Source organism: Winogradskyella marincola, from assembly GCF_029624125.1.
GTDB lineage: Bacteria > Bacteroidota > Bacteroidia > Flavobacteriales > Flavobacteriaceae > Winogradskyella > Winogradskyella marincola.
The window spans coordinates 148,432-167,942 of sequence record NZ_JARSBN010000001.1 but is presented as its reverse complement, the minus strand read 5'-3'; the positions used below and the strand labels follow the sequence as shown (position 1 = coordinate 167,942).

General features: G+C 33.5%; 19 protein-coding genes. 16 read left to right on the top strand and 3 right to left on the bottom strand.

Annotated elements, in window-relative coordinates:
• Window positions 1-55 precede the first annotated feature (55 nt).
• Complete coding sequence (locus P7122_RS00815) at window positions 56-418, top strand: CoA-binding protein (RefSeq protein ID WP_278003887.1); 363 nt, start codon at window positions 56-58, stop codon at window positions 416-418.
• Here the strand turns inward: P7122_RS00815 and P7122_RS00810 are convergent.
• Window positions 415-1,860 carry a sodium:solute symporter gene (locus tag P7122_RS00810; RefSeq protein WP_278003886.1) on the bottom strand — a complete coding sequence of 482 codons (1,446 nt, stop codon included), beginning with the start codon at window positions 1,858-1,860 and terminating at the stop codon, window positions 415-417. The two genes, P7122_RS00815 and P7122_RS00810, sit on opposite strands and share 4 nt — an antisense overlap.
• A 75-nt stretch (window positions 1,861-1,935) precedes the next feature.
• On the opposite strand from P7122_RS00810, the gene P7122_RS00805 reads away from it, so the two are divergent.
• The 4 genes from P7122_RS00805 to P7122_RS00790 all read left to right on the top strand — a co-directional run bounded on the left by P7122_RS00805 (window position 1,936) and on the right by P7122_RS00790 (window position 7,694).
• Window positions 1,936-4,473, top strand: a complete 2,538-nt coding sequence (locus P7122_RS00805) for a T9SS type A sorting domain-containing protein (RefSeq protein ID WP_278003885.1) — start codon at window positions 1,936-1,938, stop codon at window positions 4,471-4,473.
• Window positions 4,474-4,556: 83 nt separating this feature from the next.
• The gene (recR, locus tag P7122_RS00800) at window positions 4,557-5,174 is read left to right on the top strand and encodes a recombination mediator RecR (protein WP_278003884.1); all 618 of its coding nucleotides are present in this window, start codon (window positions 4,557-4,559) and stop codon (window positions 5,172-5,174) included.
• A gap of 7 nt (window positions 5,175-5,181) precedes the next feature.
• Complete coding sequence (locus P7122_RS00795; protein ID WP_278003883.1) at window positions 5,182-6,279, top strand: glycosyltransferase family 2 protein; 1,098 nt, start codon at window positions 5,182-5,184, stop codon at window positions 6,277-6,279.
• A gap of 86 nt (window positions 6,280-6,365) precedes the next feature.
• Window positions 6,366-7,694 carry a dihydrolipoamide acetyltransferase family protein gene (locus P7122_RS00790; RefSeq protein ID WP_278003882.1) on the top strand — a complete coding sequence of 443 codons (1,329 nt, stop codon included), beginning with the start codon at window positions 6,366-6,368 and terminating at the stop codon, window positions 7,692-7,694.
• Between the two features lie 103 nt (window positions 7,695-7,797).
• Here the strand turns inward: P7122_RS00790 and P7122_RS00785 are convergent, their stop codons facing one another.
• Window positions 7,798-9,138, bottom strand: a complete 1,341-nt coding sequence (locus P7122_RS00785; RefSeq protein WP_278003881.1) for an FG-GAP repeat domain-containing protein — start codon at window positions 9,136-9,138, stop codon at window positions 7,798-7,800.
• Between the two features lie 109 nt (window positions 9,139-9,247).
• Between P7122_RS00785 and P7122_RS00780 the strand changes: the two genes are divergently transcribed.
• The 10 genes from P7122_RS00780 (at window position 9,248) to P7122_RS00735 (ending at window position 16,969) form a co-directional block, all read left to right on the top strand.
• On the top strand, window positions 9,248-10,024 hold the full coding sequence (locus tag P7122_RS00780) for a 3'-5' exonuclease (RefSeq protein ID WP_278003880.1): 777 nt from the start codon (window positions 9,248-9,250) through the stop codon (window positions 10,022-10,024).
• Window positions 10,025-10,061: 37 nt separating this feature from the next.
• Window positions 10,062-10,964, top strand: coding sequence for a carboxypeptidase-like regulatory domain-containing protein (locus P7122_RS00775; RefSeq protein ID WP_278003879.1), 903 nt, complete (start codon window positions 10,062-10,064; stop codon window positions 10,962-10,964).
• 33 nt (window positions 10,965-10,997) lie between these two features.
• The gene (locus P7122_RS00770) at window positions 10,998-11,609 is read left to right on the top strand and encodes a fumarylacetoacetate hydrolase family protein (RefSeq protein ID WP_278003878.1); all 612 of its coding nucleotides are present in this window, start codon (window positions 10,998-11,000) and stop codon (window positions 11,607-11,609) included.
• Window positions 11,610-11,951, top strand: a complete 342-nt coding sequence (locus tag P7122_RS00765; RefSeq protein WP_278003877.1) for an Hpt domain-containing protein — start codon at window positions 11,610-11,612, stop codon at window positions 11,949-11,951.
• Entirely contained in the window at window positions 11,952-13,196 is a 1,245-nt protein-coding gene (locus P7122_RS00760; RefSeq protein ID WP_278003876.1) for a competence/damage-inducible protein A, read from the top strand.
• 165 nt (window positions 13,197-13,361) lie between these two features.
• On the top strand, window positions 13,362-13,598 hold the full coding sequence (gene rpmB / locus P7122_RS00755; RefSeq protein ID WP_114301300.1) for a 50S ribosomal protein L28: 237 nt from the start codon (window positions 13,362-13,364) through the stop codon (window positions 13,596-13,598).
• 25 nt (window positions 13,599-13,623) lie between these two features.
• Window positions 13,624-13,806 (top strand): 50S ribosomal protein L33, encoded by a 183-nt coding sequence (rpmG, locus tag P7122_RS00750; RefSeq protein ID WP_076616981.1) that lies wholly within the window; start codon window positions 13,624-13,626, stop codon window positions 13,804-13,806.
• A 7-nt stretch (window positions 13,807-13,813) separates the two neighbouring features.
• The gene (locus P7122_RS00745) at window positions 13,814-13,966 is read left to right on the top strand and encodes a DUF4295 domain-containing protein (protein ID WP_278003875.1); all 153 of its coding nucleotides are present in this window, start codon (window positions 13,814-13,816) and stop codon (window positions 13,964-13,966) included.
• Window positions 13,967-14,205: 239 nt separating this feature from the next.
• Complete coding sequence (ftsY, locus tag P7122_RS00740) at window positions 14,206-15,180, top strand: signal recognition particle-docking protein FtsY (RefSeq protein WP_278003874.1); 975 nt, start codon at window positions 14,206-14,208, stop codon at window positions 15,178-15,180.
• A 127-nt stretch (window positions 15,181-15,307) separates the two neighbouring features.
• Window positions 15,308-16,969 carry an amidase family protein gene (locus tag P7122_RS00735; protein WP_278003873.1) on the top strand — a complete coding sequence of 554 codons (1,662 nt, stop codon included), beginning with the start codon at window positions 15,308-15,310 and terminating at the stop codon, window positions 16,967-16,969.
• Here the strand turns inward: P7122_RS00735 and P7122_RS00730 are convergent.
• Window positions 16,966-18,045, bottom strand: coding sequence for a serine hydrolase domain-containing protein (locus P7122_RS00730; RefSeq protein WP_278003872.1), 1,080 nt, complete (start codon window positions 18,043-18,045; stop codon window positions 16,966-16,968). The two genes, P7122_RS00735 and P7122_RS00730, sit on opposite strands and share 4 nt — an antisense overlap.
• Window positions 18,046-18,128: 83 nt before the next feature.
• Here P7122_RS00730 and rimO point away from each other — a divergent pair, with 83 nt between their 5' ends.
• Window positions 18,129-19,433: a 30S ribosomal protein S12 methylthiotransferase RimO gene (gene rimO, locus P7122_RS00725; RefSeq protein ID WP_278003871.1), complete on the top strand. Its 1,305-nt coding sequence runs from the start codon at window positions 18,129-18,131 to the stop codon at window positions 19,431-19,433.
• The last annotated feature ends 78 nt before the right edge of the window (window positions 19,434-19,511 follow it).

Here is a 19,511-nt window from a genome sequence, read left to right as displayed (position 1 = left end):
GACTATTTTTGCATCATGTTACTTTAATTAACACTACTTAACATTCTTTTAACATATGAGTAAAAAAACATTGGTTCTTGGAGCATCTCTAAAAACAGATCGCTATTCTAATATTGCTATTAATAGATTAAGGCAAAATAATCATGAGGTTGTGGCCTTTGGCTTAAAGCAAGGTGAAGTCAATGATGTAGCAATAGATTCAGAGCTGTTAGATTACAAAGATGTAGATACTGTAACATTGTATCTTAGTCCGAAGCATCAAGAAGCCTACTACGATTATATATTAGGATTAAAACCTAAGCGTGTCATTTTTAATCCAGGTACAGAAAATCCTGAGTTTTATGAAATTCTTAAAGAAAACACTATTGAGTTTGAAGCGGCCTGTACACTTGTATTACTGTCTATAGACCAGTATTAATTTTTTCTTTTGATTAATAGCATTCCGATAAACATCAGAATTCCGTTAATAATTAGAATTTCAAAACCAATTTCATAGCCATTAAAAAGTTCTTTAGAGTAAAGGTTTAATACATAGGAAATAACAGGTGCAATGATAGCTATAATCCAAACCAACTTGTCTTTTATTTGATGCTTTGTAAATAAGCCAAAAGCAAAAAGGCCTAGTAATGGTCCGTAAGTATAGCCAGCTGCTTTAAAAAGTTTCCAGATTACAGAGACATCATTAAAAATTAAATCAAAAAGAATGATAACTATAACTAACACAATGCTAAAACCAATGTGAGTTCTTTTGCGTATGCCTTTTTTAGATGCTTCAGGTTTGTTTTCTATATCTAAAATATCAAAGCAAAAAGACGTAGTTAAAGATGTTAATGCAGAATCTGCACTAGAATATGCCGCAGCAATCAATCCTAGTAAAAAAAATGCAGAGGTAACAATGCCAATTTCTGGTAGCATAGCAATAGTTGGGAACAAGTCATCTTTGGTTGCAGTAATTCCGTTTTTAGCCGCATAATCTGTAAGCATCAAGCCAAGAACAAGAAATAAGATATTTACAAATATGAGTACCACACTAAAAGAAAGCATGTTTTTTTGAGCGTCTTTTAGGCTTCTACAGGTTAAGTTTTTTTGCATCATATCTTGGTCCAGACCTGTCATAGTAATGGTAATGAATATTCCGGAAAGAAAGCTTTTCCAAAAGTATTGAGGGTCATTACTGTCATTAAAAAAGAAAACCTTACTTAAGTCACTTTCTTTGGTATAATCAACGATTTCTTTTACACTATTTAAATCTAAAGCAGAAGCTAAAAATACTATGGTTACAACCACAGATATTAGCATAAATAAAGTTTGTAATGTGTCTGTGAAAATGATTGTCTTAATGCCGCCTTTAAAGGTGTAAAGCCAAATCAAGGCAATGGTAATAATCACTGTAATCACAAACGGAATATCAAAAAGATCAAACACTAAAAGCTGAAGCACTTTAGCCACTAAAAACAATCTAAAAGCAGCACCAACAGTTCTGGAAATAAGAAAAGCTACAGAGCCAGTTTTATAACTTGTTTTTCCAAATCTATCTTTTAAGTAGGTGTATATTGATGTTAAGTTCAACCTATAATACAGAGGAAGCAAAACAAAAGCGATGATTATATAACCAAACAAATAGCCAAACACAACCTGTAAATAACCAAACTGTTTGGCTTCAACAGCACCAGGAACAGAGATAAAAGTAACTCCAGATAATGAAGCGCCAATCATTCCAAAAGCCACTAAATACCAAGGTGCTGACTTATTGGCTTTAAAAAAAGCAGCATTAGAATCTTCTTTTCCTGTGAAATAAGAAATCAATACTAAAACTGCAAAATAGCAGGCTATTAAAACTAAAATTGAAGTAGGGCTCATAAAAGAAATTCTTTACTGAAAAATTTATGAAAAATAGTATTTTTGAAAAAAATAGCTATTTAAATTCAATTTTTTATGAAAAAGATATTTTTAACATTGTCGTTGGGAGTATTAGCTTTTGGCGTATCAGCTCAGGATTACCGTAAACTTATAGAAGATGGAGATCATACTATAGAGCATATTACAGAAGTTGCAAAGCAACATTTTGATTCTGTTGGTAGAGGAAGAGGAACAGGTTTTAAGATTTTTAAAAGATGGCAGTACTTCGCAGAACGCGCCATGGATGAGACCGGAAAATTAAAATCTCCTGAGTTTTATTATGATGAATTAGAAGATTATAATGCAAGTAATAATAGTGAGGGTTTAGCAGCAAGAACTACAGTTGGTACTTGGGAAGAAATGGGACCAACTTATTGGGATGCGACGTCTGGATGGAATCCTGGTGTTGGTAGAATAACTTCTCTAGCGGTAGATGAATCTAATCTAAATCATATCCTAGCTGGAAGTGAAACTGGTGGAGTGTGGAAAAGTGTAGATGGAGGATCGTCTTGGACAGTGCTTTCAGATAACCTTTCTAATATAGATGTGTTTTCACTTGCCATAGATCCATCAGATAGCGATACTTATTTTTGGGGTTCAACAAGCGGAACAATTTTTAAGTCTACAAATGCAGGTGCAACATGGTCTTTGTTGTCAGATATTGGTGGCGGTACTGTTAATAAGATATTGGTAGATCCAACAAACGCAATGAAAATTTATGCCAGTGTACAAGGTAATGGACTGTATAAGTCTACAGATGGCGGAGTTACTTGGAGCTCTATTTATTTTGTGGCTACAGGAACAGGTTATGATTTTGAATTTAAACCAAACGACCCAAACGTAGTATATGCTTCAGGAAATGCTTTTTATGTTTCTACAAATGGAGGTGTAAGCTTTTCTCAGATATCAGGTTCTGGTGCTAATCAATTTTCTAATGGCCCAAAAATGATTGGTGTTTCAGCTAATAATCCTAATGTTGTTTATGTCTTAGAAGCTAATGGTGGAACATTTGGAGCTTTATATGCTTCTAGTGATAGTGGTAGTAGTTTTACAAAGTTAACGCATACACAAAACTTTTTTGGATACGACTCTAATGGAAATGATGCACTTGGTCAAGCTCCAAGAGATATGGATGTTACGGTAAATCCAAACGATGCTAATGATGTGCATATTGCAGGTATAAACACTTGGAGATCTACAGATGGTGGTGCTAATTTTAGTATCACTTCACAATGGGTTCCTAGTAATGCAAGTAATATGGCTATTGGTTATTGTCATGCAGATGTAGATATTATGCATTTTGCAGGTGCAGGAGCAAATGCAAAATTATATGTAGGTACAGATGGAGGTATTTATAGAGCAGATAATCCTACAACAGTGAGTTCAACTTACTATACTGATTTGACTCCAGGTTTAGGAATTAGACAATTCTACAAGATAGGTGTTAGCCAAACAGATCCTGTTGTTGTTACAGGTGGTTCGCAAGATAACGGTACTTCTACTTTAAGGGAAGATGGACTTTGGACAGATTGGTTAGGTGCAGATGGAATGGAAGGGTTTGTAGATAAAAACAACACATCTATTATGTATGGAACAACTCAATTTGGGTCTTTATATAGAGCAGAGTATAATTTTTTTGGTAGCAATGTGTCTAATCTTACACAACCAGATGGTAAGGGAGGTCAAAGTAATTGGAATTGGGTTGTGCCTTTTGAGCAAGATCCAATAGTACAAAATACAATTTACGTGGCTTATGACGAAGTGTATAAGTCTGAAGATAGTGGAGTTAATTGGGTTTCTATATCACCAAATTTTGGCGCAAATATAGATCACTTTAAGGTTGCGCCAAGTAATAATCAGGTGATGTATTGCGCTATTAATGGTACATTGAGGTTTACTGTTAATGGAGGTACTTCTTGGTCAATTTCTCCTTTAAACATTGGAAACTCTGCAATTATAAACGAAATTGCTATACATCCTTCAGATCCTAATAAAGTTGCTGTTGCAACAACCAACAGTCAGAAGGTTTATGTTAGTTTAGATGGTGGTTCTACTTGGACTTCAAAACTAATGAACTTACCTGGTTTTGTTGCTCAAGCGTTAGCTTGGCAAGATAATGGAGATGATGGATTATATGTTGGAATGAATTACGGAGTATTCTACACAGATAATACATTAACAGAATGGGAACCGTTCAATAATGGCTTACCAAATGTTAGAATCAATGAATTAGAAATTAATACAGCGGATAATAAAATTTATGCAGCAACTTACGGTAGAGGACTTTGGAGATCTAATATTTATGATGCATCTCTAAGTATCAAGGATTTTCAGTTTAATGATTTAACAATGTATCCAAACCCAGCTAAAGATGAGGTAAACTTAAAGTGGAATACATCTGAAGACGTCAGTATTAGAATTTTTGATACTCAAGGTAAAATTATGTTTTATGGAAAAAAAGTTAGCCTATATAATGGATTTAAAGTAGATGTATCATCATTTAGTAATGGTATTTACTTTGTGAAGTTAAATAGTGACAAGGGTGAAATTACCAAGAAACTTATTTTAAAATAAATTTAAAATCATAATAAAAGCCCAATCATAAATCTTAATATGGTTGGGCTTTTGTGTATGCAAAATTCAGTACCTTCGCATTCATGGAATTTTCTTCTAAACTTTTAGAAAATGCAGTAAACGAAATGTCTCAGTTACCAGGTGTTGGTAAGCGTACGGCATTGCGTTTGGTTTTGCATTTACTGAGACAACCAGAGCAACAAACAGTTTTACTGGCTGATGCACTTTCAAAAGTAAGAGCAGAAATTAAATTTTGTAAATCTTGCCATAATATTAGCGATAAAGAACTTTGTGAAATCTGCGAAAACCCAAATCGTAATGAAGAATTAATTTGTGTTGTAGAAGATATTAGAGACGTTATGGCAATAGAAAACACAAGTTCATTTAGAGGACTGTATCATGTTTTAGGAGGAAAAATTTCACCAATGGATGGTGTAGGACCTCAGGATTTAAACATTACCTCACTTGTAGAAAAAGTGAAATCTGGTAAGGTAAACGAGCTCATTTTTGCAATGAGTCCTACAATGGAAGGAGACACAACCAACTTTTATATTTTTAAACAAATACAAGACTATAATGTTAAAACCTCTACAATAGCAAGAGGTGTTGCTGCAGGTAACGAATTAGAATATACAGACGAAATCACTTTAGGCAGAAGTATTGTAGATCGTATTCCGTTTGAGGCTTCTTTAAAATCATAATCTTGTTTTGAAGCTTTCCGTAGTCATACTCAATTATAATGTACGCTATTTTTTAGAACTCTGTCTAAGAAGTGTAGAAGCGGCAACAAAAGATATTGATTCAGAAATTATTGTTGTGGATAACAAATCACCCGATGATAGTTGTGCTATGGTAAAGGAATTGTTTCCAAATGTAAAGCTCATTGAGAATAAAGAGAATTATGGTTTTTCAAAAGGAAATAATATAGGTGTTGCTAGTGCAAAAGGCGAGTATTTGTGTATTCTTAATCCAGATACAGTTGTTGCTGAAGATACATTTATTAAAATAATTGCTTTTGCAGATCAGCAGACTAATCTAGGTATTGTAGGATGTCAACTAATAGATGGTAGAGGAAAGTTTCTGCCAGAAAGTAAAAGGCATATTCCTACTCCTAAGGTAGCACTTCAAAAGTTAATAGGAAATTCAAAAAAATATTACGACAATAATTTAGCGCCAAACGATATTGGTAAAACAGAGATTTTAGTAGGTGCCTTTATGTTGCTAAAACAAGATGTTTATAAAGAAGTTAAAGGCTTAGATGAAGATTACTTTATGTATGGTGAAGATGTAGATTTATCCTATAAAGTTCTGAAAGCTGGTTATGATAATTATTATTATGGCAAGACTTCTGTGATACACTATAAAGGCGAGAGTACATTAAAAGACAAAGTGTATGCTAAACGTTTTTACGGAGCCATGGGTATTTTTTATAAAAAGCATTACAAAAAAAATATACTCATATTAGCTATGGTAAAAATAGTATTGAGTATAGCATCAAAAAGAAAATCACTAGCTAAGTTAGAAGCGCCAACCGTTAAAGAAACCATTGTTATTTCGGAAACTAAAGAAGAAAGACTTATAAATAAGATTCAAAATTCTGTTAGTTTTCAAACACATTTAGATACCATATCAGATGGTGCCCAGTTTATTTTAGATGTTGAATCTTTTGGTTACAAAGCGGCAATAGATTTTATAAAAACTTATAATACGACAAAGCAAAATACATATAGAATATGGGTAAAAAGTAGTAATTTTATCCTCGGAAGCGACAGTAGTGTTGGTAGAGGAGAAGTTGTGAGCTTCTAAATTTTGTTGAATTAAATTCATCAAAACAGACTGTTTTTTATTAATTTTGCATTCAATTTTACAATAAAGACCTTCAAATTATAGATATGGCAAATTTTGAACTTAAGTTACCTAAAATGGGTGAGAGTGTTGCAGAAGCAACGATAACCTCTTGGTTAAAAGACGTTGGCGAAACGATTGAAGCTGATGAAGCCGTTTTAGAAATAGCTACAGATAAGGTAGATAGTGAAGTACCAAGTGAAGTAGATGGTGTATTATTAGAAAAGCTTTTTGATGTTGATGATGTGGTACAAGTAGGTCAAACAATCGCAATTATAAAAACTGAAGGTGGAGATACCGTTGAGGTAAAAGCTGCAGCTACAGAACCTGCTAAAGAAGCTGTAAAAGCAGCAGCAGAAGTAGCACAAACAGTTGTTGAAGCAAAAGAAACAACAGAGCCTGTAATTTCTTCAGGAGATCGTTTTTACTCTCCATTAGTAAAAAATATTGCTAAGCAAGAAGGTATTTCTCAATCAGAGTTAGATGCTATTTCAGGTACAGGTAAGGATGGTCGTGTTACTAAAAACGATATTAAATCGTACTTGCAATCGCGCAGTTCTGCTCCTGTTGCGGAGGTAAAAACTCAGCCTGTCGTAGAGCAAAAAGCTGAAACCAAGACAGCACCAAGCAAGTCTAAATCTACACCAGCACCAGTTGTTGCTTCAGGTGAAGATGAAATTATAGAAATGACGAGAATGGGCAAGCTTATTTCTAAGCATATGGTAGAGTCTGTTCAGACGTCTGCTCATGTTCAGTCTTTTATTGAGGCAGATGTAACAGAAATCTGGAATTGGAGAAACAAGCACAAAAACAGTTTCAAAAATCGTGAAGGTGAAAATCTAACCTTCACACCAATCTTTATGGAAGCGGTTGCTAAAGCTCTAAGAGATTTTCCATTAATGAATATTTCTGTTCAAGGTGACACAATTATAAAGAAAAAGAATATTAACCTAGGTATGGCTGCAGCTCTACCAGATGGTAACTTAATTGTGCCAGTAATTAAAAATGCGGATCAGTTAAATCTTCTAGGAATGGCTAAAAAAGTAAATGACTTAGCCAATAGAGCAAGAGAAAATAAATTGAGTCCAGACGATATACAAGGTGGTACATATACCGTAACCAATGTTGGTACATTTGGTAGTATTATGGGTACACCAATCATTAACCAACCGCAAGTTGGTATTTTAGCTTTAGGTGCCATTAGAAAAGTGCCAGCAGTTATAGAAACTCCACAAGGAGATTTTATAGGTATCCGTTACAAAATGTTTATGTCGCATTCATACGATCATAGAGTGGTAAATGGAGCTTTAGGTGGACAGTTTGTAAAAGCTGTAAAAGATTATCTTGAAGCTTGGGATTCTAACAGGGAAATTTAATTAATATCTTGTTATGCTGAACTTGATTCAGCATCTCAAATACATAAAAAAGCACAGTTTTAGGACTGTGCTTTTTTTATGACTAAGTTTATTATTTATACGCTTATTTAGATAAGACCTTTTTGTAGGTAGCTTTATTGTTGGTTTCTATTTTAATGATATATCCTTGAGCTTTATTAGAAAGCTTAATAGTGTTGTAGCCACTGTTTAAAGCAATATCACTAGCAATTATTTGGCCAATAAAGTTATAAACTGTGCATTTTCCTGAAGTCTCGGTGTAAATATTTATGTTGTCCAGAACAGGGTTTGGATATATGTTAATGTTATTATTATCTGGATTTTTGTCTATACTCAAGGTGTTATTGTTGAGTTGAATAGATAGGTCTGCAGACCATATTATATCATAATCTCCATCATTGTCAAAATCTTCGGAATATACAGTGCTTATTGAGAGGTCGTTGTCTTGTATTACAGAAGGCAAGCTAAAATTTCCTAAACTATCGTTGTTATAAATTAATAAATCAAAATTGTCAGAAATTAAAATATCGTTATCTTCATCATTGTCAAAATCCTTTACGGTAACAGACTCTACGGAGTAAGGGTTAGGGTCGATTATATGCGTGTTAATAAAATTGCCGTTACCGTCATTTTCTATCCAATGTATACCAAACGAACTACTGTTGCTTTGAGAGAGCAAATCTAAATCTCCATCATTATCTAAATCTATAAGTTTTACCATTAGGTTAGTTCCGTTATTAATAGCAGAACTTCTGGTACTGTCATAAGTTATAATGCCATTTGTGTTCTTATATACAGAGGTGTTGGCTCCGCCAGTAATAACATCTTCATAGCCATCATTATCTATGTCTGCAATTGTGATGTCAAAAAAATCTTCAAAGTTATCCTGAGGGCCACTTATAGTTTGTTGTGTAAAATTAGCTGAGCCATCATTATAAAAAACCTTAAAAGTTGGGCCGCCTATAGCTATGAAATCTAGATCACCATCATTATCTATGTCTGAAGCAGAAATATCACTTTCAAAAAAAGTAAATGTATCTATAACTTGTGAGGTAAATGTAGAATTAGAATTGATATGTAGTCTTACAGAGTTTTCATTGTCACCTATACTAATAAGATCTTCCCATCCATCATTATTAAAGTCGCCAGTTGCTATATTAGTTACTAGGCTATTGCCTGAAAGGATTACATTTTCTTCAGAAAAATTCAGATCACCAAGGTTAATAAAATAGGAAATAGAAGTGCTTTCAATTTTTTTGGTAACTATGATATCTTTAAGATTATCATTATTGATATCTGCAAACACAATATTTGTAATGTTACTGGTGTCTTCTTGCAGTAAAATTGGCTCCGCAAATTGAGCAATGATACTATGGGTAGAAATAATGTAGATTAAAAAAAGTAAGGATGGTAATCTATTTTTCATATTATAGTTTTCTTATAGATACTATAAAGTAAAAAAGGTTGCGTAATTTTTTTACAAAATTGAAAGTTTATATTTAATCTCCATAACTTTGTACTAAACTATAAGATAAATGCAACTCAACCTTAACAAACCCATCTGTTTTTTCGATTTAGAAACCACAGGAATCAATATTTCTAAAGACAGAATCGTAGAAATTTCAATATTAAAAGTGTATCCTAACGGAAAGGAAGAAACTTATACCAAAAAGGTAAATCCAACAATTCCCATTCCACTAGAAACAACCGCTGTTCATGGTATTTCTGATGCAGATGTTGCTGACGCACCAACCTTTAAGGAAATTTCTAAAGAGGTTTATAATTTGATCAAAGATTCTGATTTGGGTGGTTTTAATTCTAATAGATTTGATATTCCGCTTTTAGCAGAAGAAATGTTACGTGCTGAGGTTGATTTTGATATGAAAAATCGTTTGGCAGTAGATGTACAAACCATATTTCATAAAATGGAACAACGTACATTAAGTGCGGCCTATAAGTTTTATTGTGATAAAAATTTAGAAGATGCTCATAGTGCAGAAGCAGATACTAAAGCGACGTACGAAGTGTTAAAAGCGCAATTAGAGCGCTATGAAGAGCTGGAAAATGATACCAAGTTTTTAGCAGAATTCAGTTCGCGTAAAAAGTTTGCAGATTTTGCAGGCTTCCTAATTTATAATAAAGAAGGTGAAGAGTGTTTTTCTTTTGGTAAGCACAAAGGAAAACGCGTAGTTGATGTTATGGAGCAAGAGCCAGGTTACTTTGGTTGGTTGCTAAATGCAGATTTTCCGTTGTATACTAAAAAAGTGTTAACAGCTATTAAGTTACGTCAGTTTAATAATAAATTGGGATAAATTCCTGCACATGCAGGAATCTTTTTTCCTGGTTCACATGAAAGTATTCTTTTTATTATTTCCATTTCTGGTATTCTCGCAACAAAACGTTGCCAAAGGCTTGGTCTTAGATAAAGTAACTAACGAGCCAATTCCTTATGTCAATATTTCTATTCTAGAGTCTACTATTGGTACCTCTAGTGATGATGATGGAAGCTTTAGTCTAGAAATAAAGGAAGAGGACATAAATAAGATCGTTAGTTTATCGTCATTAGGTTATGAGAGTAGCAAAATACCAGTTTCTTTATTTCTAAAGTCTGAAGAGATTTTTTTGAATCCTAAAACAGAGGTTTTAGAAGAAGTTATTATTAAGGATAAGTTTGAAGAGAAAACCAAGACAGTAAACAGAATTGAAGATTCAGACTTATGCCACGGCTTTGGTTCTTTTGCAGAGAATCCGTGGATCATAGCATTGTACTTTCCATATAAAGAAGCTTATGAAGAAACAGAGTTTCTTAAGTTAATTAAATTTCATTTTGGAAATTTTAAAAATAAAAAAGCGAAGTTTAGATTAAGGCTATTTACCGTGGGAAAAGACAGTCTTCCGGATATAGATATTTTAAAAGAGAATGTCATTGTAGAATTAAAAAAGAAGCAAAAGGAAGCTGTAGTTGATGTTGCAGACTATGATATAATTTTTCCAAGAGAAGGCTTTTATGTAGCCTTTGAGTGGTTGTATATACCATATAACGAAGAAGAGGTAACTTTTCATTTTGCAGATAAAAAAAGGAAGAAAGAAAAACGCATTAAATACCTTCCTGCATTTTCTGCAACTTGCGAGGAGGAGGGGGAGTTTACAATTGCAGTATATGTTTCTGGAGAATGGCGTTTTTATGCTTCTAATGCTTACAGGAGTGAAAAGAAGGCAGTACCAGCAATATCCTTAACTTTGTCAAATTAATTAAAAAGATTCCTGCCTACGCAGGAAATGAATATGAAACTCATTTGTATAGGTCGTAATTACACCGACCACATTAAAGAACTAGAAAACGAAAAACCAACAGATCCTGTTGTGTTTTTAAAACCAGATACTTCAATATTGCTTAAAAAACAACCGTTTTTTATTCCAGACTTTTCTGATGAAGTGCATCATGAAGTAGAAGTATTGGTGAAAATTAAAAAAGTAGGTAAGCATATTGATAAAAAATTTGCTCATAAATATTATGATGAAATAGGACTAGGAATAGACTTTACCGCAAGAGATCTACAGGCGCAATTAAAAGCAAAAGGACTGTCATGGGAAAAAGCAAAAGCCTTTGATGGTGCTGCTGTTGTAGGAAAATGGTTACCGAAAAGTGAATTTCAAGATTTAAATAATCTTAATTTTAGTTTAAAGAAGAATTCCGAAGTCGTTCAGACAGGAAATACCCAATTAATGCTTTGGAAAATTGATGAACTCATAGAATATGTATCAAAATATTTTACTTTAAAAATTGGAGATATTATATTTACAGGCACACCTGCCGGAGTTGGTAAGGTTTTTGCAAACGATGAATTAAAAGGATATATTGAAGACCAAGAAATGTTTTCAATAAAAATAAAATAAATGGCAAAACATTACAGATTAGATCGCGTACGAGAAATGGCAGATAACGACGAAGATTTCGTTATGGCTTTGGCAGCAGCTTTTATAGAGGAAGTTCCTGAAGATGCTGAACGTTTAAGAAAAGCAGTACCGGAAGGAGATTTTTATGAAACTTACCAGGCTGCTCACAAAATGAAACCAACCATAGAGTTATTTGATTTAGGCGTATATGATGCATTAATAGAAGTACAAGATTGGGGCAAGTACGAGCAAGAAGATAAAAATATTGATGCTCAGCTTCAAATAGTACTTACAGCTGTAGAAAATGCAACAAACGAAATAAAATCTGATTTCGGATTATAAATGCAAGCAGAAATTATAACAATTGGTGATGAAATTCTCATTGGTCAAATTGTAGATACAAACTCAGCATTTTTAGGTAAAGAATTTAATAAGATAGGTGTTTCTGTCTATCAGATTACTTCTGTACAAGATGATAAAGCTCATATTCTAAAAGCTTTAAAAGAGGCTGAAGAAAATGCTGATATAATTATCATTACAGGTGGTTTAGGGCCTACTAAGGACGATATTACCAAACAAACCATTTGCGAGTATTTTAATGATACATTAATTGAAAATAAGTCTGTTCTCAAAAATGTAGAGCAAATTTTTTCAAAATATAATGCACCACTTTTAACCGTAAATAAACATCAGGCTTTAGTGCCATCTAAGTCTAAGGTATTGATGAATAAGTATGGCACTGCACCAGGAATGTGGATGGAGAAAAATGGTAAAGTATTTGTATCGCTTCCAGGTGTGCCTTATGAAATGAAAGCTTTGATAAAAGATGAGGTTATACCTTTATTACGATCTAAGTTCAAGTTTCCATATATAATACACAAAACACTATTAACCTATGGTATAGGTGAAAGTGCACTTGCAGATAGGATAGAAGCTTGGGAAGATGGTTTGCCAGGCTTTATTAAGCTCGCTTATTTGCCAAGCTTAGGACGAGTACGGTTAAGACTTTCTGGAAAATCTAATAATAAAGAAACATTAGAGAACGAGCTAAAACAACAAATAGATCTATTACGTCCACAAATCGAAGATGTTTTTGTTGGTTATGAAGAAGATCTGTCTATAGAAGCAGTTATAGGAAAACAACTTACAGAGAAAGAAGAAACTTTATCTGTAGCAGAAAGTTGCACAGGTGGTCAAATAGCAAAAGCCATTACAGCAAATGCAGGAGCTTCAAAATATTTTAAAGGAAGTATTGTAAGCTATGCAACAGAGTCTAAAATAAATGTGCTTAATGTACCAGAAGAAGATATAGCTTCAAAATCTGTAGTTAGTAAAGAGGTAGCAGAAACTATGGCAGTTAATGTACGTCAACTATTTAAGTCAGATTACGGAATAAGCACCACAGGAAATGCAGGACCCTCTAAAGGAGAATCAGATGCCGATGTTGGTACAGTATGGATAGCAATAGCAACTCAGTCTGGTGTGCACTCAAAAGAATATAATTTTGGTAACCTTAGAGAAAAGGTAATTATTAGGGCTACAAACAAGGCTTTTGAGATGTTGCAAAAAGAAATATTAAAAAAGTAGAACTTTATGTTTGTTGAAACATAAAGTTTTACTAAATTTGCACCCTGTTAAAAAATATCCCTACAAGGATGTTTAGTTTTTATAGAGGTAATTAAAAGCAAATTATCTTAATAAAAGGCAAGAAGAGCCAACAGATAGAATTAACGTACCTAAAGAAAGAATACAATGTCAAGAGTTTGTGAACTTACTGGGAAAAAAGCGATGGTAGGAAACAATGTTTCTCACGCAATGAACAAAACAAAACGCAAGTTTAATGCAAACTTGATTAAAAAGCGTTTTTATATTCCTGAAGAAGATAAGTGGGTAACATTAAAAGTTTCTACATCAGCATTAAAGACTATCAATAAAATTGGTATTTCTGCTGCATTAAAAGAAGCTAGAGCAAAAGGATTTTATAAATAAAAGCATACGCTAAAGTCAATATACAATGGCAAAGAAAGGAAACAGAATACAGGTTATCTTAGAGTGCACAGAGCACAAAGCTTCTGGTATGCCAGGAACTTCTAGATACATTACAACAAAGAATAAGAAAAATACGCCAGACCGTATGGAGATTAAGAAATTTAATCCTATTCTTAAGCGTATGACAGTACATAAAGAGATAAAATAATTAAGTTATGGCAAAGAAATCAGTAGCGTCTTTACAGACAGGATCAAAAAGATTGACAAAAGCTATTAAAATGGTGAAATCACCAAAAACTGGAGCATACATGTTTGTAGAATCAGTAATGGCACCAGAACTTGTCAATGACTTTTTAGATAAAAAATAATCTGTATATAGATATAGATTTACAAACTGCTTTCGATTAGAAAGCAGTTTTTTTTTGTGATATTTTGTAGATGTCAAAAGGGATGATGCTTTAACCTTATTATGTAATATAGTTCTTATTTAGCATCATAGATTGTCTATATGTCAACTAAAAATATTAAGCTATATTTGAAGTCTGACAACTTAGCAGTTAAACAAACAAGGCAAGGTTGTTGCTACTAGCTAACCAAATAGAATACAATGAGTTTTTTTAAAAAAATATTTTCTTCAGAAAAAAAAGAAACCTTAGATAAAGGGCTTGAAAAGTCCAAAACCTCTTTTTTTACCAAATTAAATAAAGCAGTAGCAGGAAAATCTAAAGTAGATGATGATGTTCTGGATAATCTTGAAGAAATTTTGGTAACCAGTGATGTTGGTGTTAATACAACATTAAAAGTTATTGAGCGTATAGAAGAGCGTGTTGCTAAAGATAAATACTTAGGAACCTCAGAGCTTAACAAAATACTTAGAGAGGAAATAGCAGGATTATTATCCGAAACTAATTCTGGTGAGGAAACCGATTATAACATTCCTAATTTACCAGCGCAAGACAATGGTAAAAAAACACCTTATGTATTAATGGTTGTTGGTGTTAATGGTGTTGGTAAAACCACGACTATAGGTAAGTTAGCATATCAGTTTAAAAAGAAAGGGTTAAAAGTAGTGCTTGGTGCAGCAGACACCTTTAGAGCTGCTGCAATAGACCAATTACAAGTTTGGGCAGATAGAGTAGAGATACCAATGATAAGACAAGAAATGGGAAGTGATCCTGCTTCTGTGGCTTTTGATGCTTTACAATCTGGAGTTAATCAAGATGCAGATGTTATTATCATAGATACTGCTGGTCGTTTACATAACAAAGTAAACTTAATGAATGAGCTTTCTAAAGTAAAACGTGTTATGCAAAAAGTTGTTGGCGATGCACCACACGATGTTTTATTGGTTTTAGATGGTTCTACAGGTCAAAATGCTTTTGAGCAAGCCAAACAATTTACAGCGGCAACAGAGGTAACCTCATTGGCAGTAACAAAATTAGACGGAACTGCAAAAGGAGGAGTGGTTATAGGTATAAGTGATCAATTTCAAATTCCAGTAAAATATATAGGAGTAGGTGAAGGTATTGAAGATTTACAAGTATTTAATAAATATGAGTTTGTAGATTCTTTTTTCAAATAACAGACAGTTTTTTGTTATACTGAATTTGTTTCAGCATCTTATTTTTTCAAAATATAAAGGCCTTACAGATATTATCTGTAAGGTTTTTTTATTCTTGGTTTTCGTATTTTTATAAAAAATACAGATTATGCGCTACATATTATCATTACTAGCTTTATTGTTAGTTTTTTCATGTAAAGATTCAAAATCTAGAGAAGCTAGAGAACCAATTTCAAAATCTGAAACAAGCGTTAAAGAAAAAGACACCTCTGGCATAGAAGCAATATCAAACAAAGAGTTTAGAGAATTTAAAGTACGAGATTCTAAAAATCTAACTAAAGCAGACATCTGGGCAGAAATTAATCCGCAGATGGAAGATTTTACTGAAGCTGACTATAACAGTTTAAAATCTTATATCTTAGAACGAGATATACCAACGCTTCAAAAAAACATTGCAATTGGAGATCTCAATTATGAAAAGTTAGTAAAATTCTATCTGTACAGAATAAGAAAGTTTGATAGAGAAAATTCGTTATCACTAAATTCAGTAATTGCTATTAATCCAGAAGTTATTGAACAAGCTAAGATAGCAGACAAAACTAATTTTATTCAAGCTCCGCATCCTGTTTTTGGTATGCCAATTTTACTTAAAGACAATATTAATGCTTCTGGTATGGCTACAACGGCAGGTGCAGTTGCTTTAAAAGATAACATTACAGAAGATGCATTTATTACAAAACAGCTTAAAACAAAAGGAGCTTTAATTCTAGGTAAAGTAAATCTTAGCGAATGGGCTTATTTCTTTTGTGGCGATTGTCCTAGTGGATATTCTGCTGTTGGTGGCCAAACTTTAAACCCATACGGAAGAGGAGTTTTTGATACAGGTGGTTCTAGTTCTGGTAGCGGAGTAGCAACTTCAGTTAATTTTGCAGCAGCTACGATTGGTAGTGAAACGGCTGGTTCTATTTTATCTCCTGCCAGCCAGAATTCTGTTGTAGGACTAAAACCAACAATTGGTTTGGTTAGCCGCAGTGGTATAGTGCCAATTTCTTCAACTTTAGACACAGCAGGTCCTATAACGAGAACAGTAATGGATAATGCTATAATCTTAGATGCAATCTATGGTTACGACTCTAAGGACTCAAAATCTTTGAATACAAATAGAGTTTCTTATCTTAATTTTTCAACACAAAATACACTTCAAGGAAAACGTTTTGGTGCGCCTAAGCGTTTCTTAGAGGATAGTTTATATACAAAAGCTTTAAGTGTTTTAAAAAATAAAGGCGCCACTATCGTTGAAATTGAAGAAGAAAACCTCAGTTTACCTAACTTTTTAAGATTACTTAATATTGATATGAAGAAAGATTTGCCAGCGTACTTTTCTAATGCAGCTAATAGTAATCTAAAAATGAAATCTGTAAATGATGTTATTGCGTTCAACAAAAAGGATTCTGTAAATAGAATGCCTTATGGTCAAAATTTGTTTTATGGTATTGCTAGTGATGAAGGTGATCTTGATTATTTAAAAGCGATAAAAGACACCTTAAAAACTAATGGAACATCATATTTTAATATCCCAATGCGTAAGCATAATTTAGATGGATTTTTGTCTGTAAATAATAGTCATGCGGCTTTTGCTGCGGTTGCTGAGTTTCCGGCTTTAACAGTACCTATGGGATATACAAACGAAGGAGAGCCAAAAGGTCTTACATTTATAGCAAAACCTTTGCAAGAAAAGCAATTGTTAGAATGGGCTTATGCATATGAGCAAGCCTCAAAAACGCGAGTTTCTCCAAAGAATTATAATTAATTTATTAGTGCGTTTATCTTTTCCCATAATTCATTATCAAAACCAGATAAGGCAAAATTTTCATCATCTGCAGCTTGTCCCATTCTTATAACCACAAGTTTTTTGCTTGGAATCACATAAATTTTTTGATCATTTTTTCCGAGAGCTGCATACATGTCGTTAGGAGCATTTGGAATAAGTTTTCCTGGAAATTCAAATTGACTTTGCGGTAAATGATACGAGCTTTTTCCGTTTAACCACCATAAATAGCCATAAGCCAAATTTATATTTTGCGAAGTGTTTACTGCATCATTTAGGTAATTTTCTGGTATTATTTGGTTGTTTTCCCATATTCCATTAGCATAGTTTAATAGCCCAAAACGTGCCATAGTTCTGGTATTACTCCAAAAGACATTAAAGTCGTCTACATTAAAATAACTACCACTCATTCCGGTTGGATTCAAAATCTTGGTCTCTAGGTAGTCATCCCAACTTTGGTTAGTGGCTTGAGATACGACATCTTGAAGTTTTACATAAACATTATGATAAGCCCAACGTGTATCTGCATCTGCAATGTATTGTAAATCCCCTGGTTCAACACCATCGCCTTCACTGTCATCCAATCCAGAAGTCATGGATAATAAATGTTTGCACGTAATGAGGTTTTCTTTATCTATGTTGGCACTCGTCCAACCGGTACCTATGTAATCAGAAACTTTATCTTCAATAGAAATATAACCTTCGCTTTCAGCAATACCAGTTAAAGCTGTTGTTAGTGTTTTTCCGGCACTTGCCCAATACCATGGAGATGTACTAGAGTGGCCATTAAAATAAGCTTCAATAACTATCTTTCCTTCGTGTAATACCATAAAGCTTTTAGTATTCTTGTTTTCTAGGTAATCCAAAAGTGGCTGTAATTCTGTCTCATTCCAGTCGAGTTCTGATATAGATTTTGTTTCCCAATTATCAGAATTTAAAGGTGGAAAATAAATAGTCCCATTTTGCGGGTCAGAATCGTTAGGCGAGTCATTGTCACTAGAACAAGATACTATAGTTAATAAACCAAATAATACGAGTACTATTTTTGGTAATTTCATGGTTAAGTTTTTATATAAGACACATAAATATACAAAAGGTTTAATTTCCGTTGTATCTTTGCAAACTGATTTTACGATAAAGCATGAGAACTAAAACACTGAAGAAGAATAGAATTAATGTTGTAACACTTGGTTGTAGTAAGAATGTTTACGACAGCGAAGTCTTAATGGGACAGCTTAAAGCTAGCGGTAAAGATGTAGTGCACGAGCAAGAAGGGAATGTGGTTGTTATAAATACTTGCGGTTTTATAAACAACGCTAAAGAAGAGAGCGTGAACACGATTCTGGAATTCATGCAAAAAAAGGAAGCTGGTGAGGTTGATAAAGTCTTTGTAACAGGTTGTTTGAGTGAGCGTTATAAGCCAGACTTAGAAAAGGAAATTCCTAACGTAGATCAGTATTTTGGTACAACGGAACTACCTGGTTTGCTTAAAGCTCTTGGTGCAGATTATAAGCATGAGTTAATAGGTGAGCGTTTAACTACAACACCAAAAAATTATGCATATTTAAAAATAGCAGAAGGTTGCGATAGACCATGTAGTTTTTGCGCTATTCCTTTAATGCGTGGTAAGCATAAGAGTACACCAATTGAAGATTTGGTTATAGAGGCTGAAAAATTAGCCGCTTCTGGTGTAAAAGAATTAATTCTTATTGCTCAAGACTTAACTTATTACGGACTCGATTTATACAAAAAACGAAACCTTGCAGAATTGCTAGAAAACTTAGTAAAAGTAGAAGGTATTGAGTGGATTCGTTTGCATTACGCATTCCCAACAGGTTTTCCAATGGATGTATTGGATATTATGAAGCGTGAGCCAAAGGTTTGTAATTATTTAGACATACCATTACAACATATCTCAGATGCTATATTGAAGAGTATGCGTCGAGGAACAACACAGGCTAAAACCACTAAATTAATTGAAGAGTTTAGAGCCAAAGTGCCTGAAATGACCATTAGAACAACACTAATTGTTGGATATCCTGGTGAAACCGAAGAGGATTTTCAAACGTTAAAACAATGGGTAAAAGATATGCGTTTTGAGCGTTTGGGTTGTTTCACCTATTCTCACGAAGAAAATACACACGCTTATAAGCTTGAAGACGATGTGCCAGAAGAGGTAAAAATGCAACGTGCCAATGAGATTATGGAAATTCAATCTCAGATTTCTTGGGAACTTAATCAGGCAAAAATAGGTCAAGAGTTTAAAGTGGTTATTGACAGAAAAGAAGGCAATTACTTTGTGGGCCGTACAGAATTTGATTCGCCAGATGTGGACAATGAGGTATTGATTGATGCTTCAAAAGTGTATCTAAAGACAGGAGAATTCACTACAATAAGAGTTACAGAGGCTGAAGACTTTGACCTTTATGGTGAGGTGGTTAGCTAATTAAATTCCATTTTTTAGTTTTTATAAAAGAATTAGTCATTTCGTGTTCTTTAATACGGATATGAAATGATACTTCAC

Bases quoted from the DNA above. Each gene is read 5' to 3' on its own strand.
- P7122_RS00810 (WP_278003886.1), bottom strand. From the start codon at position 1,860: ATGAGCCCTACTTCAATTTTAGTTTTAATAGCCTGCTATTTTGCAGTT.
- P7122_RS00790 (WP_278003882.1), top strand. From the start codon at position 6,366: ATGGCAAATTTTGAACTTAAGTTACCTAAAATGGGTGAGAGTGTTGCA.
- P7122_RS00770 (WP_278003878.1), top strand. From the start codon at position 10,998: ATGAAACTCATTTGTATAGGTCGTAATTACACCGACCACATTAAAGAA.
- recR (WP_278003884.1), top strand. From the start codon at position 4,557: ATGGAATTTTCTTCTAAACTTTTAGAAAATGCAGTAAACGAAATGTCT.
- rpmB (WP_114301300.1), top strand. From the start codon at position 13,362: ATGTCAAGAGTTTGTGAACTTACTGGGAAAAAAGCGATGGTAGGAAAC.
- P7122_RS00730 (WP_278003872.1), bottom strand. From the start codon at position 18,045: ATGAAATTACCAAAAATAGTACTCGTATTATTTGGTTTATTAACTATA.
- P7122_RS00735 (WP_278003873.1), top strand. From the start codon at position 15,308: ATGCGCTACATATTATCATTACTAGCTTTATTGTTAGTTTTTTCATGT.
- P7122_RS00805 (WP_278003885.1), top strand. From the start codon at position 1,936: ATGAAAAAGATATTTTTAACATTGTCGTTGGGAGTATTAGCTTTTGGC.
- P7122_RS00775 (WP_278003879.1), top strand. From the start codon at position 10,062: ATGAAAGTATTCTTTTTATTATTTCCATTTCTGGTATTCTCGCAACAA.
- rimO (WP_278003871.1), top strand. From the start codon at position 18,129: ATGAGAACTAAAACACTGAAGAAGAATAGAATTAATGTTGTAACACTT.
- P7122_RS00780 (WP_278003880.1), top strand. From the start codon at position 9,248: ATGCAACTCAACCTTAACAAACCCATCTGTTTTTTCGATTTAGAAACC.
- P7122_RS00765 (WP_278003877.1), top strand. From the start codon at position 11,610: ATGGCAAAACATTACAGATTAGATCGCGTACGAGAAATGGCAGATAAC.
- ftsY (WP_278003874.1), top strand. From the start codon at position 14,206: ATGAGTTTTTTTAAAAAAATATTTTCTTCAGAAAAAAAAGAAACCTTA.
- P7122_RS00745 (WP_278003875.1), top strand. From the start codon at position 13,814: ATGGCAAAGAAATCAGTAGCGTCTTTACAGACAGGATCAAAAAGATTG.
- P7122_RS00815 (WP_278003887.1), top strand. From the start codon at position 56: ATGAGTAAAAAAACATTGGTTCTTGGAGCATCTCTAAAAACAGATCGC.
- P7122_RS00785 (WP_278003881.1), bottom strand. From the start codon at position 9,138: ATGAAAAATAGATTACCATCCTTACTTTTTTTAATCTACATTATTTCT.
- rpmG (WP_076616981.1), top strand. From the start codon at position 13,624: ATGGCAAAGAAAGGAAACAGAATACAGGTTATCTTAGAGTGCACAGAG.
- P7122_RS00760 (WP_278003876.1), top strand. From the start codon at position 11,952: ATGCAAGCAGAAATTATAACAATTGGTGATGAAATTCTCATTGGTCAA.